Source organism: Litoreibacter sp. (genome assembly GCF_039974535.1).
Taxonomy (GTDB): Bacteria; Pseudomonadota; Alphaproteobacteria; order Rhodobacterales; family Rhodobacteraceae; genus Litoreibacter.
Genome location: NZ_JBDWIU010000008.1, coordinates 217,424 through 231,779, shown reverse-complemented (window position 1 = coordinate 231,779; position 14,356 = coordinate 217,424). Strand labels below are relative to the sequence as shown.

At 58.9% G+C, this 14,356-nt stretch carries 15 protein-coding genes; 4 read left to right on the top strand and 11 right to left on the bottom strand.

Annotated elements, in window-relative coordinates:
* Positions 1–46: 46 nt before the first annotated feature.
* A complete protein-coding gene (locus ABJN86_RS07145; protein ID WP_348365861.1) occupies positions 47–1,720 on the bottom strand; it encodes a SulP family inorganic anion transporter in 1,674 nt (557 codons plus the stop codon).
* A gap of 182 nt (positions 1,721–1,902) precedes the next feature.
* Between ABJN86_RS07145 and ABJN86_RS07140 the strand changes: the two genes are divergently transcribed.
* The 4 genes from ABJN86_RS07140 (at position 1,903) to ABJN86_RS07125 (ending at position 4,958) form a co-directional block, all read left to right on the top strand.
* Positions 1,903–2,778, top strand: a complete 876-nt coding sequence (locus ABJN86_RS07140) for an S-methyl-5'-thioadenosine phosphorylase (protein WP_348365859.1) — start codon at positions 1,903–1,905, stop codon at positions 2,776–2,778.
* Complete coding sequence (locus ABJN86_RS07135; RefSeq protein ID WP_348365857.1) at positions 2,771–3,382, top strand: YdcF family protein; 612 nt, start codon at positions 2,771–2,773, stop codon at positions 3,380–3,382. Before ABJN86_RS07140 ends, ABJN86_RS07135 begins: the two co-directional genes overlap by 8 nt.
* A gap of 147 nt (positions 3,383–3,529) precedes the next feature.
* Complete coding sequence (locus ABJN86_RS07130) at positions 3,530–4,357, top strand: M15 family metallopeptidase (RefSeq protein WP_348365856.1); 828 nt, start codon at positions 3,530–3,532, stop codon at positions 4,355–4,357.
* Positions 4,358–4,418: 61 nt separating this feature from the next.
* Entirely contained in the window at positions 4,419–4,958 is a 540-nt protein-coding gene (locus tag ABJN86_RS07125) for an adenine phosphoribosyltransferase (protein WP_348365854.1), read from the top strand.
* An 87-nt stretch (positions 4,959–5,045) separates the two neighbouring features.
* Here the strand turns inward: ABJN86_RS07125 and ABJN86_RS07120 are convergent, their stop codons facing one another.
* The 10 genes from ABJN86_RS07120 to ABJN86_RS07075 all read right to left on the bottom strand — a co-directional run bounded on the left by ABJN86_RS07120 (position 5,046) and on the right by ABJN86_RS07075 (position 14,354).
* A complete protein-coding gene (locus ABJN86_RS07120; protein WP_348365852.1) occupies positions 5,046–6,464 on the bottom strand; it encodes an FAD-binding oxidoreductase in 1,419 nt (472 codons plus the stop codon).
* 84 nt (positions 6,465–6,548) lie between these two features.
* The gene (locus tag ABJN86_RS07115; RefSeq protein WP_348365851.1) at positions 6,549–8,033 is read right to left on the bottom strand and encodes an inorganic phosphate transporter; all 1,485 of its coding nucleotides are present in this window, start codon (positions 8,031–8,033) and stop codon (positions 6,549–6,551) included.
* A gap of 83 nt (positions 8,034–8,116) precedes the next feature.
* Positions 8,117–8,575 carry an NUDIX hydrolase gene (locus ABJN86_RS07110; protein WP_348365849.1) on the bottom strand — a complete coding sequence of 153 codons (459 nt, stop codon included), beginning with the start codon at positions 8,573–8,575 and terminating at the stop codon, positions 8,117–8,119.
* A 147-nt stretch (positions 8,576–8,722) separates the two neighbouring features.
* The gene (locus ABJN86_RS07105; RefSeq protein ID WP_348365847.1) at positions 8,723–9,307 is read right to left on the bottom strand and encodes a GNAT family protein; all 585 of its coding nucleotides are present in this window, start codon (positions 9,305–9,307) and stop codon (positions 8,723–8,725) included.
* Entirely contained in the window at positions 9,307–10,566 is a 1,260-nt protein-coding gene (locus tag ABJN86_RS07100) for a pitrilysin family protein (protein WP_348365845.1), read from the bottom strand. The genes ABJN86_RS07105 and ABJN86_RS07100 overlap by 1 nt, the downstream gene beginning before the upstream one ends.
* Positions 10,563–11,951, bottom strand: a complete 1,389-nt coding sequence (gene thrC, locus ABJN86_RS07095) for a threonine synthase (protein ID WP_348365843.1) — start codon at positions 11,949–11,951, stop codon at positions 10,563–10,565. Before thrC ends, ABJN86_RS07100 begins: the two co-directional genes overlap by 4 nt.
* Positions 11,952–11,962: 11 nt before the next feature.
* A complete protein-coding gene (locus tag ABJN86_RS07090; protein WP_348365842.1) occupies positions 11,963–12,637 on the bottom strand; it encodes an SURF1 family protein in 675 nt (224 codons plus the stop codon).
* Positions 12,638–12,708: 71 nt separating this feature from the next.
* The gene (locus tag ABJN86_RS07085; protein ID WP_348365840.1) at positions 12,709–13,542 is read right to left on the bottom strand and encodes a cytochrome c oxidase subunit 3; all 834 of its coding nucleotides are present in this window, start codon (positions 13,540–13,542) and stop codon (positions 12,709–12,711) included.
* 24 nt (positions 13,543–13,566) lie between these two features.
* Positions 13,567–14,163 carry a cytochrome c oxidase assembly protein gene (locus ABJN86_RS07080; RefSeq protein WP_348365838.1) on the bottom strand — a complete coding sequence of 199 codons (597 nt, stop codon included), beginning with the start codon at positions 14,161–14,163 and terminating at the stop codon, positions 13,567–13,569.
* The gene (locus ABJN86_RS07075) at positions 14,163–14,354 is read right to left on the bottom strand and encodes a hypothetical protein (RefSeq protein ID WP_348365836.1); all 192 of its coding nucleotides are present in this window, start codon (positions 14,352–14,354) and stop codon (positions 14,163–14,165) included. Before ABJN86_RS07075 ends, ABJN86_RS07080 begins: the two co-directional genes overlap by 1 nt.
* Between the last annotated feature and the right edge of the window lie 2 nt (positions 14,355–14,356).

Sequence of the window (14,356 nt, the reverse complement as noted above, 5' to 3'; positions counted from 1 at the left end):
TTCTACCCGCCCCCCGTTAACTTATGAAAAAGCCAGCGTGCGCCGCTTAGTGGCCGCCCGCCATAACACCGGTTTTGACCGAGTAGTTCACGGCAACCTCGTAGTCAGGGTCATCGTCGCTATCCACAATCAACTGGCCCGCGTTGGTCAACAGCTCGTGGCAGTCGCGGCTCAGGTGGCGCAGCTGCACGGCCTTGCCCTCATCCTCGTATTTGCCTGCAATAGTCTCAATCGCCTGCAACGCGGATTGGTCAGCCACGCGGCTGCCCGCGAAGTCGATGATCACGCTGTCAGGGTCGTCGCGCGGTGTGAACAGCTCCGCGAAGCCTTCAGCAGATCCGAAGAACAGCGGCCCTTGCACTTTATAGACCTTGGTTCCGTCATCCATCACGTCGACATCAGCGTGGATGCGGCGTGCGTTCTGCCAAGCGTAGGCCAGTGCAGATACGATCACCCCAACCACAACCGCGATTGCAAGGTCATACATGACGGTGGTGATGGTCACCAAAACGATCACAAAGGCATCAACCCGAGGGGCCTTGCGCATGATGTTGAACGAGTTCCACGCGAATGTGCCGATCACCACCATGAACATCACGCCCACCAATGCGGCCAGCGGAATTTGTTCGATCAGGGGCGAGGCCACCAGAATAAACGCCAGCAAGAACAGCGCCGCCGCGATGCCCGCCACACGGGTACGGCCGCCGGATTTTACGTTGATCATCGATTGCCCGATCATCGCACAACCGCCCATGCCGCCAAAGAAACCTGTCACAGTGTTGGCCACGCCTTGGGCCACACATTCTTGGCTGGCACCACCGCGCTTGTTCACGATCTCACCTACTAGGTTCAATGTCAGCAGGCTCTCGATTAGGCCAATGGCGGACAGGATCAGCGCGTAGGGGGCGATGATAATAAGCGTTTCCATGTTAAACGGGGCCAAAACATCGCCATAAAGCCCGACGCCCTCGCCACCGAAACTGAACGGGACGTGGAATGGAGGCAAACCACCTTTGATGGAAGCCAAATCGCCAACGCGCGGCACTTCAATGCCAAAACCGATCACGATCAAAGCCACGATGCCAATGCCCGCGAGCGGTGCAGGCACCAGTGATGTCACCTTGGGCGTGGCCCAAATGATGCCCATCGTCAGCACTGTCAGAGCCAGCATCATTGCAAGTGGCGTGCCGCTCATCCATTCACCACCCGCCATGCCGTGACCGCTGGCCTCAGTCGAGCCCGGCACTTGGAACTGGCTCATCTGTGCCAAGAAAATAACGATCGCCAAGCCATTCACGAAACCCAGCATCACCGGATGCGGCACCAGCCGGATGAACTTGCCCAGCTTGAATATGCCCGCCGCGATTTGCAGCAGCCCCATCAGGATCACCGTCGCAAACAAATATTCAACGCCGTGCGTCGCAACCAAAGCCACCATGACAACCGCCAAGGCCCCCGTAGCACCTGAGATCATCCCCGGACGCCCGCCGATACATGCGGTGATCAACCCAACGATGAAGGCCGCGTAAAGACCCACCAGCGGGTGAACCCCCGCCACAAAGGCAAACGCCACGGCTTCCGGCACCAAGGCCAGCGCCACGGTCAGGCCGGACAGAATTTCGATACGCCAGCGTGCAGCCCCCATGGGGCCAGTTGGCGCAAGGCTCAATTCGTTCAAAATCGGGTTTTTGGCGAGGGACGCCATCAGCTTGTTGGTCACGCTGCTGCCTTTTGTTCAGGTCACATATGTAAATGAGTTGCGGCCTGTTAGCGCACACAAGAGCGGATTGCACGGAATACTTGCGTGTATGTATGCGTGATAGACGGAACGATGCATTTCCATCCGGTTAACCTTGCGCCAATATGCCCCCAACAGATGAAATACACGGCGAAGGATACAACATGGCAGATACAATGATCGGTGTGATCGGTGGCTCCGGCCTCTATGAGATCGACGGGCTCGAAAACCCCACATGGCAAACCGTGCAGACCCCTTGGGGTGCGCCCTCCGACGCAATCCTGACGGGCAGTTTGGGCGGCGTGAAGATGGCCTTCCTGCCACGCCACGGACGCGGCCACGTGCATTCGCCGACCACAGTGCCTTACCGCGCCAACATTGACGCGTTGAAACGCATCGGCGTGACGGATGTGATCTCCGTGTCCGCCTGCGGCTCTTTCCGCGAAGAAATGGCACCGGGGGATTTTGTCATTGTGGATCAATTCATTGACCGCACCTTTGCTCGCGAAAAGTCCTTCTTTGGTACAGGCTGCGTGGCCCATGTGTCAGTCGCCCACCCCACCTGCCCGCGCCTTGGTGACGCCTGCTTGGAGGCCGCCAAAGACACCGGCATCAACGTCCACAAGGGCGGCACTTATCTGGCGATGGAAGGCCCGCAGTTCTCCACCCTTGCAGAAAGCAAAATGTACCGTGACAGCTGGGGGGCGGATGTGATCGGCATGACCAATATGCCCGAGGCCAAGCTCGCCCGCGAAGCAGAGCTTTGCTACGCATCTGTCGCCATGATCACCGACTACGACAGCTGGCACCCCGACCACGGCGAGGTGGATGTGACCCAGATCATCGCCACCCTGATGGGCAACGCCAGCAAGGCCCGCGACATGGTCGCCAAGCTGCCCGCCCTGCTGGGAGCCGAGCGCGACGCCTGCCCCCATGGCTGCGACCGCGCGCTGGAATATGCGATTCTCACAAGCCCCGATGCCCGCGACCCTGCGCTTGTCTCCAAGCTTGATGCTGTGGCGGGGCGTGTCCTTGCGTAAAGCCATGGGGGTCGTGCTTGCCAGTGCGGCCCTGTTCTTCGCCCCCAGCGTTTGGCTGCATCTGAGCACCCCCATTGTGCCCCCTTCCAAGGCCGGCCCCGCGAATGTCGCGCTGATCTTCGGGGCCGTCGTGCGCAATGGGACAATCAGCCCCTTGCACCAAGAACGCCTAGATGCGGGGATTGCGCTGTTCCGGACCGGCACGGTGGCACGCTTGGTGGTCTCCAACACCCCTGCCGCAGCCGAAGCCATGCGCAAGTATCTGAACACTCAAGGCATTCCCGCCCAAGCAATCGAGCTAGACACGCAGGCAGTGCGCAGCCCCGACACCTGCTCTTTTGAGGCGGGCATCGGCGCAGGCCGCTCGGTGCTCCTCATCAGCCAACGGTTTCACCTGCCGCGCCTCGCCCTGCATTGCCGCCGCTACGCCTTGCATCCGCAATATGTGATGGCCGATAGCCCCACTCGCGCGCCCAATTCACTCTCCACCAAGGTCCGCGTCCGCACTGGGCGTTTCATACGTGAGACCATGTTGATCTGGGGCACATTGCTCAGGATATACCCACACCATCCAATCCCGCAAAAGACCGTGAAAAGACCGTGAAAAGACCACGGCACCCTATCACAACCCTACATATTCGCCCTTAAAATCAGACACATAAAGTCAGAATCGCATTTCACAACCACACGCCCTATGCGGTGATACCCTTGTCCCATTCAAAACGGTATTTATTGTGAAAGGGATTTAGGAATGGACACAGCAGCCATCAAGCTGGTGCAAACCAAGCTCAAGGACATGGGATTCTACACCGGGCGAATTGACGGGGATCGCGGCCCAAAAACGCATGCGGCAGTCAGGCAGGGAATACCCGCCATCGGCGGCACACCTCCCGCCAATTGGGCCCAACTTAGCGACAAACGGCAAACGCACATATTCCTGCAGCTCTATTGCCACGCCAATGATATCGACGCGGGGGATATAGACGGATATTGGGGGCCTCAAACCTCTTGGGCCGCCGACGCGCTGGAGGAGAAGCTCCAAAACGGGTTCGTCCACGCGTGGCGCGACATTGAACCCATCGCAGCCAACCCTCACCAATTCCCGAAGCAATCGCAGATGACCAGTTTTTATGGCCCGCACGGCGTCCAAGGTGGGCAAACGCCCGATCTTGTCTCGGTCCCCTGCCCATGGCCTTTGAAGATCGCGTGGAACAAGTCTCAACGCCGGTCTGGCTTCCGAGTGCACCGCAAAGTCGCTGACAGTTTGGGCGAGATCGTCGAAGAGGTGCACCAGCATTACGGGCTAGCAGAAATACAACGCCTCGGATTTGACCTGTTTGGTGGGGACTACAATCCGCGAAAGATGCGTGGGGGAACCAGTTGGTCGACCCACAGCTGGGGTATCTCAATTGATTTTGACCCAGAGCGAAACCGTCTTAAGTGGGGGCGCGGGCGCGCCAGTTTCGCGCATCCGGATTGCTCCGATTTCTGGGAGATATGGGAGCGCCAAGGTTGGACGTCATTGGGACGTGTTAAGAACTTTGACTGGATGCATGTTCAGGCCGCGCGCTTGGGTTAAAGGCTTTTAACCGCAACGCCCCTAGGGTATCCGAAGACGCACGCAAACTTCGGAGCCCCAAATGGCACAGCAAAAGCAGGTCGCAGACTACATTCGTACCATCCCGAACTTCCCCCACGAAGGGATCATGTTTCGCGATGTCACCACGTTGTTCCTAGATGCGCGCGGGTTTCGCATGGCAGTTGACCAGCTGCTTCACCCCTACGCGGGCCAGCGCTTCGACAAGGTCGCGGGCCTGGAGGCGCGCGGCTTCATCATGGGCGGCGCCATCGCGCATCAATTGTCGGTGGGCTTCGTGCCAATCCGCAAGAAAGGCAAACTCCCCGGCAAAACAATCGAGCAAAGCTACACCTTGGAATATGGCGAGGCGACGATGGAGCTGCATGACGACAGCTTGCAACCCGGCGACAAGGTCCTGCTTATCGACGATCTGCTGGCCACAGGTGGCACGGCCGAGGCCGGCATCAAGCTCATTGAAAAACTAGGCGCGGAGGTCATCGGCTGTAGCTTCATCATTGATCTGCCCGATCTGGGTGGTCGCAAAAAGCTGGAAGCCATGGGCCAAGACGTCCACGTCCTATGCGAATTCGAAGGCGACTAGCCCCCTTCCCTCATCATTGCTTCAAAATACCTCGGGGTGTGGGGCAGAGCCCCACTCAGGCGGCTGCCTTCAGGCAGTCGCAATCCCTTATTTCTGAGCCGGAACCACTGCACCTGGGTTCATAATCCCTACCGGATCCAATGCCTCTTTTATCGCTCGCATCGCCGCCAGTTTCGTCGGATCACCATACCGCTGCAAATCCCCAACCTTCATCCGTCCAACCCCGTGCTCGGCCGAGAATGATCCGTCGAACTCCGCCACAAGATCATGCACGATCCGCTTCACGTCGCCGCGCAAGCTCTCATAGTCGTCGCGCGAACGCCCAAAGACGGGGAAGACATTGTAATGCAGGTTGCCGTCGCCAAGGTGGCCAAAGCAGTTGATCCGAAACTCCCCCAGCCCCGCCAACGCCACGCCCGCTTGCTCAATGAACTCAGGGATGCGCCCCACAGGCACCGATATATCATGCGAGGAGATCGAGCCGATCCGCTTATTCCCCTCCGGTATGCTCTCACGAATGGCCCAAAACGCGGCACGCTGCGCGCCAGATTGCGCAATCACACCGTCGCTGACCAAGCCGCGCTCCACCGCCGCCTCAAACAACCGCTCCAATGCGCCGGCGGGATTCACCCCCGCAACGCAGCCCAGGTCAATCAGCACCATCCATTCAGGTGTCTGGTCAAATGGCACCCGCACCTCGGGGCCGACCTCGGCCAAGAAGTCCAGCCCCATATGGTTGATCAACTCAAAGGCCGACACTTGATGGCCTAACTGCTCGCCCGCCAAGGACAGCAGCTCCAACGCGGACCTAGGGTCGCGCACCACCATCAAAGCGGCGCCCTCATCAACAGGTTTGGGGAACAACTTCAGGGACGCGGCGGTAATGATCCCTAACGAGCCTTCCGCCCCGATCAGCAAATGGCGCAGGTCATAGCCGGTGTTGTCCTTCTTCAACCGCGACAACCCGCGCAGGATAGAGCCATCGGGCAGAACCGCCTCCAGCCCCAAACACAGGTCACGCGTGTTGCCGTAGCGCAGGACATTCACTCCGCCTGCATTGGTCGACAGGTTGCCGCCAATGCGCGCCGACCCCTCGGAGGCCAGCGATAGCGGGAACACCCGCCCCACATCGTCAGCCGCCTCTTGGACGTTGGCCAAAATGGCCCCCGCCTCTGCCACCATGACGTTCTCGGCCGGGTGTATCTCACGAATTTTGGTCATGCGCTCCAGTGATAGGATCACAGGCGTCACATCGCCCTCCAAGACCTGCCCGCCCACAAGGCTGGTGCCGCCGCCGTAGGGCACGATGCCAACGCGGGCCTCGGCACAGGCGCGCACGACCACGGCCACATCCTCCACGCAATCAGGCGCGATGAGGAAGCCATCGCGCGCACGGTAGCGCCCGCGCGGCTCTTGCAGATAGGCATCGGTCAGCTCGCGAAACGCTGCTTTGGGAAGTTTGGAGGCTAGCTCGGCTCTAAAGCCATCGGTCACAGAATTTAACATGTGGCCTTTATTGCGCATCAGGGGCGCAAGGGGAACGTCAAACGGGGGGCAAAGGGCGCAAGCCCCTGCCCTCCGCGAATTTGTTTAGCCAAACGACAGGCTGATCACGAAGAATATCGCCGCCGACAACAGCGCGGCAGCAGGCACCGTGATAAGCCAAGCCGCGATGATCGTCATGAAGTGGGAACGACGCACCAGCTTGCGGCGCGCGCGCTCTTCTGTGCCGTGGTTTGCGCGGTCCGGCATGGCCAGACGGGCTTTGCGAATGCGGCGCTCTGCGTCCCACTCGCGGAAGAAGCCCACGCCAAACACCGCCCCAACCGCAATATGCGTGGAGCTCACCGGCAGGCCCAACCAGCTGGCCACAATCACTGTGATCGCGGCAGAGAGTGCGACGCAGTAGGCCCGCATCGGGTTCAGCTTGGTGATCTGGCCACCAACCATGCGGATCAGTTTTGGCCCAAACAGGAACAAACCAAAGGAGATGCCGAAGGCACCAATGATCATCACCCAGAACGGGATCGACACGGCTTGCAGGAAATCACCCGACTGCGACGCCTGAACGATGGCAGCCAATGGGCCAACCGCGTTCGCCACGTCATTCGCCCCATGCGCAAAGCTGAGCATTGCAGCAGACACGACCAACGGAATGCCAAACAAAACCTTCAAGGATTTGTTGCGGTTCTCCAGCCCTTGGGACTGCTTTTTGATCATTGGGATCATCACCAACCAGATCACCACGCCAATCGCGGCCCCGATCAACAACGCCGTTGGCATGTCGATCTTGATGATCTTCTTCAACCCTTTGAGGGCAAGGTAGGCTGCAAATGTCCCGCCCATGATGCCCACAAGGATAGGCACCCATTTGCGGGCCGCTGCGATCTTGTCGTCTTGGTAGATGATGCGCGATTTAATCAGCCACAAGAACAGGGCAGCAATCACACCGCCCAGCACAGGCGAGATCACCCAGCTGGCCGCAATTCCGCCCATTGTGCCCCAGTTCACCGCAGCAAATCCGGCGGCGGCAATCCCTGCGCCCATAACGCCACCCACAACGGAATGCGTGGTCGACACTGGCGCGCCAACCCATGTTGCAAGGTTCACCCAGACCGCCGCCGACAGCAGTGCCGACATCATGGCCCAGATAAAGACCGAAGCCGTGCCCATGCTTTCGGGCGCGATGATGCCTTTTGCGATGGTCGACACAACGTCCCCGCCCGCAATCAAGGCCCCTGCGCTCTCGAAGATCACGGCGATGGCGATGGCGCCGCCCATGGACAGTGCATTCGCACCCACCGCTGGGCCCATGTTGTTGGCCACGTCGTTGGCGCCGATGTTCAGCGCCATGTAGGCCCCAAGACAGGCCGCTACGACAACGATTAGCGTGTTGCTTTCTTGTCCAAAGAACAGCATCGCCGCGATGCCAGCCAATACGACAAATATAAGTGAAACACCAATTCCCACCATCGGACGCGCAACCATGCTGGTCGCTGCCTCTAGGTTAGAAAATCTGGCCAAATCGCGATCTAGAGTTTCCAGATGGCGCGGGTCACCTTGTTCTTGCGTCATTGAATCATTCTCCCCATTTCGCAAGAGCCATAGCGCTCCAATGGGTCATAAATCAACAGTGCAATTAGAATTGTTAACAGTGCTTATTGGGCGCGAAAAATCGACTTCAGCTCAGCTTCATTCACCATCTCGGCGGCCGCGTCCGCAGTGACCCACTTGCGGGTCCGCTCATGCGCTTCGGGGAAATCCTCGGAAAGGTCATTCACTTCAACCGAATAGACCAAAGTCGTGACCGGTATTTCCAAGCCGCTATTACGGGATTTGTTGTAATCGTAGCTGCCAATAGGGTCCTCTTCGACCTCACTATTGGTCACGCCTGCCTCTTCCCACGCTTCGCGCAAAGCCGTCCCGCTAGAATCCAATCCACGTATTGGCCAGCCCTTGGGGATGATCCAACGACCAGTATCGCGGCTGGTGATCAGTAGAAATTCCTTCTCTCGGCCCACACCGCGATGGCACAATGCGGCCATCTGCAGCTTCTTGGGACGCTGAAACATAGGGGCCAAAACAGCCCCCCAAAGGGATTGAATGAAACGTAGCATTATGAAACCGCTCGGACTTTTTTTATTATTTGTAGGTTAACCTAGCGGAACTTAACCAAATGTTCAAATCACGCATCTGTTCCCGATGTGCGAACGGCCCGTCGCGGCACACGAAACCACCTCCCAAAAGGTGTCGGGGAGTGCGCCCTATCCCGCGTCCGTTCTGCCCCGACGATCACTGCGTAGGTTGGAGAACAGCACGTGGTTGCGCCAGCGGCCGTTGATTTGCAGATAGCTTTGCGCCACGCCCTCATATTTGAAGCCAGATTTTTCCAACACCCCGCGCGACGCGGTGTTTTCGGGCAGACAGGCTGCCTCTATCCGGCTCAGATCCAGCGTCAGGAACGCGAAATGCACCAAGCCCATGATCGCCTCGCGCATGTAGCCATTGCGGGTGTAGTTTTGCCCCATCCAATAGCCCAATGTGCCAGATTGCGCAGGGCCACGGCGGATGTTGTCCAGCGTGATCGCTCCCAGAAGCGCCTTGTCTTCGCGGCGTTCCAGAAAAACCGGCACCGCATTCCCGTTGTTGACCGAGCGTTGTGCCCAGTAGACCCGATTGGTGAAGCTTTTGCGCGTCAGGTGATCCGTGGCCCATGCGGGCTCCCACGGGGTCAAAAATTCCAGCGAGCTGGAGCGCAAAGCCGCCCATTCGCGGTAATCAGAATGCACAGGAAGACGCAGCGTCATGCGCTCCGTCTCAATGCAGATTTTGCGCTTACGCCACAGCATTAGGCGCTCAATCGACGGGTGACATGGGCCAAATCATGCGCTTGCCCGACCGGGCCATAAAGCGCCATCGCGGCCTGAGCCTTGGCCAAACCTTCGGCAAAGCCGCGCACTTGTGTCACGTCCACGGCGTCGATGTTCTCAATGGTTTCAGACAAGGGCGGCACGCGGTTCCAGATGCCCACGACCCGCGCCAAGCGCTCGGCCCGCGACGACGGGCTTTCCAGCCCCATCAAGATGCCTGCCTTCATTTGTGTGCGTGCGCGGGTGACCTCGGCCTCCGACATGTCGTCCGCGGCGCGTCTCAACTCGTCCACGGTGATATCCGCCAGGCCCGCGATGTCATCTGCGGATGTGCCCGCATAGATCGTCATCATGCCCGTGTCCGAATAGCTGCCGATGGAGCTGTAGATCGAATAGCAAAGCCCACGCTTCTCGCGCACCTCTTGGAACAAACGCGAGGACATGCCCCCGCCAAAGGTCGAGGCGAACACCTGCGCGGTATAAAAGTCGTCGTCGCGGTAGCCCGGGGCCTCCAGCGCCAATGTGAAGTGCGCCTGCTCCAGCGCTTTCTCTTCGCGGCGCTCGCCCGATGCGAAGGTGGCGACATCCGGCACATTGGACACGGAGGCGGGCATATCGCCAAACATGTCCTCCGCCATGCGCACGATTGCGTCGTGGTCCACCGCCCCTGCCGCCGACAAGATCAGGTTTTGCGGGCCGTAGTGTTCCGCCACAAAGCCAGACAGGTCATCACGTGAGAAGTTCTTCACCCGCTCGGTTGGCCCAAGAATGGTGCGCCCGATGGGCTGCCGCGGATAGGCCGCCTCTTGCAGCCAGTCGAAGATCACGTCGTCGGGGGTGTCCAGAGACATGCCGATCTCTTGCAAGATCACGCCGCGCTCCACCTCGATCTCGCGCGGATCAAACACCGGATGGCGCACGATGTCGCCAATCACATCCATCGCCAATGGCACGTCGTCTTTCAAAACGCGCGCGTAATAGGCGGTCACTTCGCGCGAGGTATAGGCGTTGATGTAGCCGCCCACGTCTTCAATGGCTTCGGCAATTTGCAACGCGCTGCGCCGCTTGGTGCCCTTGAACGCCATGTGCTCTAGGAAATGCGCGATGCCGTTTTGCTCAACCCGCTCGTGGCGACCACCGGCATTGACCCAAATCCCCACGCTGGCGCTTTCCAGCCCCGGCATGTGTTCAGTTACGACGCGAAACCCATTGGATAGGGTGTGCAATTGTTGCGTCATGTGGCGATACGCTCGCGGATAAGGGCTTTGATCGCGTCGATGTCATTTGGCAATTCGGTCATGCGCTCAGTCCGTTCGAACAGGTCCGACATGCGCTCAGGTAGCTCTGGGTGGTGGCCCGAAGCGGCCTTCACGGCAGCGGGGAATTTCGCAGGATGCGCGGTGGCCAATGTGACCATCGGCGTGGCCCCTTGGTGGTCCATCGCCACCTTCACCCCAACGGCGGAGTGTGGGCATAGCAGCTCGCCCATTTGCGTATTGGCACGGCTGATCATGGCAGAGGTCTCTTCCTCGCTGACACGGCCAGATGCATAGGTTTCCTTCAACGCCTCATAGGCGCCTTGGCTGACCTTGAACTCGCCCGATGCTTTCAACGCATCCATCTGATCAGACACCGCCGCGCCGTCTTGGCCGTAGGCGTAGAACAAGGCCCGCTCGAAGTTGGAGGACACTTGGATGTCCATAGACGGGCTGATCGACGGCTTCACGCCGTCCGTTGTGTAGGCCCCAGTTTCCAGCGTGCGGTGCAGGATGTCGTTTTGGTTCGTGGCAATCACCAGCTCGCCAATGGGCAGGCCCATTTGTTTGGCGATGTAGCCCGCGAAGATGTCCCCGAAATTGCCAGTTGGCACGGTGAAGTTGATCTCGCGGTCCGGCGCGCCAAGCGACACGGCAGAGGTGAAGTAGTACACCACCTGCGCCAGTACCCGCGCCCAGTTGATCGAGTTCACACCCGCAAGGCGCACGCCGTCACGGAAGTCGAAATCGTTGAACATGTCTTTAACGGCGGCTTGGCAGGTGTCGAAGTCGCCCTCGATGGCCAGCGCATGCACGTTGCCCTCGGACGGGGTGGTCATTTGACGGCGCTGCACGTCCGAGACGCGGCCTTGCGGGAACAAGATGAACACATCAACCGCGTCCAGCCCACGGAACGCCTCAATCGCGGCGGAGCCTGTGTCGCCGGATGTGGCCCCCACGATAGTGACCCGCTCGCCGGAGCGTTTGAGTGCCGCTTGGAACAACTGCCCGATTAACTGCATGGCGAAATCTTTGAACGCCAAGGTCGGGCCGTGGAACAGCTCTAGCAGGTAATGGTTCGTACCCAGCTGCACCATCGGCGCGCGCGCGTCATGTCCGAAACCAGCGTAGGCTTTGGCGATGATGTCGCGGAACTCCGCATCGGTGAATGTGTCGCCGATGAAGGGGCGCATTACGGTGAAGGCGACCTCCTCGTAAGACATGCCGCGCATGGCGCGAATGGCGTCTTGGTCCAACGCGGGAATGCTCTCTGGCAGGTACAAACCGCCGTCACGGGCAAGGCCTGTGAGCATGGCCTGCTCGAATGTCAGCACAGGGGCTTTGCCGCGGGTAGAGATGTAGCGCATGGGGTTTTCCTTCAAACGGTCCGCTGCCTGATACGCCAAAGCAAAAAGCCTGTCATCACAAACCATATACATGCGAGCGAAAACCATGTGATCGCGTAAGACAGATGATCGTTTGGGATGCCAGCGCGGCTGACGGGAAGCGGGATAATTTCGGGTGTGGCGGGTGTGGCTTGGCGCAAGATGAGCAAAACCGGCTCTGCCCCTAGATTGGCTGCCATACGGTCAACATCACGGGCGAACCAGATGTCGCGGGTGGTGTCAGGCTCTGGGGTGTAGCTGTCGACTTCGTTTGGCCAATGGAGGTTGCCAGACACGGTGACCTCGCCTTTCGGCGGAAGGGGCAGCTCATCCGAGATGGGGACGATGCCCCGGTCTACCAAGATCGTGCGCCCGTTGGTCGTGAAGGGGCTGATGATCCGGTAGCCCGCCCCGACTTTTTTCTGGCTGACCAAGACGCGAATGCGGGTCTCACTCAATGTGCCAACGGCCTTCACCGGCAGATACAAGTCGCCTTCACGGTCCAGCACCTCCGGCAAAGCCACAGGGGCCGCCGCGATACGGGCGTCGATCTCGGCCAGCATGGTCTCTTTCCATGCAAGGCGTTTGACTTGCCAAGTCCCCAAGCTGATCAGAATGGTGCAACCGATGAGGCCGAACAGCAAGGGCAGGATCATTCGTTTGGTCATGTCACCTCAATGAAGAAGCGCGAGGGTTTCCCCTCGCGCCTATAGTATTTCTCAACGTATCGCGGGGTGCCTCAGCCGCCCCAGATGTAGACTGCCGCGAAGAGGAACAGCCATACAACGTCCACGAAGTGCCAGTACCAAGCCGCCGCCTCAAAGCCCACGTGGTGGTCTTTGGTGAAGTGACCGCGTTGTGCCCGCAATAAGCAGACCAGCAGAAAGATTGTCCCCACCAAAACGTGGAAGCCGTGGAAGCCAGTCGCCATGAAGAAGTTCGCGCCATAGATGTTTCCAGAGAAGCCGAAGGCCGCGTGGCTGTATTCATAGACTTGGAACACGGTGAACAAAGCGCCCAACAAGATCGCGATGATCAACCCTTGCTTCAGGTCTTTGCGGTTGTCTTCATGGGCCAACGCGTGGTGCGCCCAAGTCGCCGCCGCACCGGAACACAGCAAGATCAATGTGTTGATCAAAGGCAGGTGCCAAGGGTCGAATGTCTCGATGCCCGCAGGTGGCCATTGGCCATCGATAGCAGGGCTAAGTGGGCCCATTGGGTACATAGCGTGCTTAAAGAAAGACCAGAACCACGCCACGAAGAACATAACTTCGGACATGATGAAGAAGATGAAGCCGTAGCGCAGGCCGATTTGAACCACTGGGGTGTGGTCGCCTTGCTGGCCTTCTTCAACCATCTCAGCCCACCAGCTGAACATGACATATAGAACCGCCGCAAAGCCGATCAGGAACAGCCAAGGGCCGCTCAGCTCAATCGTCTCAAAGAGCACTGGGATCGGGCCAGCCATCCAAGCGACTGCTCCGACCAGCATGATGAATGCTGCGAACGACCCCAAGAACGGGTTAATGGACGGCGGCAGGATGTGGTAATCGTGGTTCTTGGCGTGGGCCATTTTGTGGGGCTCCCTCGTGTCGGCTTAGTTATATTCAGTTTCTGTAGCGGGCTGCGCGGGCGATAGATCCACTTGAGCGGTCTCTTCCGGCAGGTCGATTTCATAGAACGTATAGCTGAGGGTGATCTCCTCAACAAACTTTCCGTCGGGGTCGTCGACGATTTCTGGGTCGACGAAAAACGTTACGGGCATTTGGACAGTTTCACCCGGTTGCAACACCTGCTCGGTGAAGCAGAAACACTCGATCTTGTTGAAGTAGCCGCCAGCGGTGAACGGGAACACGTTGTAGCTGGCTTGGCCTGCAATCGGGCGGTCGGTCGGGTTGTGAGCCTCGTAGAAGGCCAACCCAGTTTCCCCGATGCGAATTTTCATCTGGCTTTCGACAGGCTTAAATTCCCAAGCCATTTTCGACGACAAGGAGCCATCAAAACGCACATTGATCGTGCGGTCCAAGATTTCATCAGAAGCGACGCTCGCTTGCTGCGTGGTCCCGCCATAACCGGTGACGCGGCAGAACAGGTCATAGAGCGGCACGGAGGCAAAGCCCAAGCCGCCCATGGTCAAAACCACACCGACCAAAGTTGCCACAGTACGCTTCTTGGGATCGAGGTTACGCAGCATCAGTTGCCCCCCTCTTGATCGATCAGCGCAGGGCGGGCCACGTGATCGTAGCCCTCCACGAAGCCAGTGTTTTTCACCTTAACCACGGTCAGCCCGAAGACAATCGCGACAAAACCAACAAGCAGCAAGCCCACACCGATGTTTCGGCCAAAGCGGCGTTGGTGCAGTTCGTGTTCAACTTTCAATGCCATGA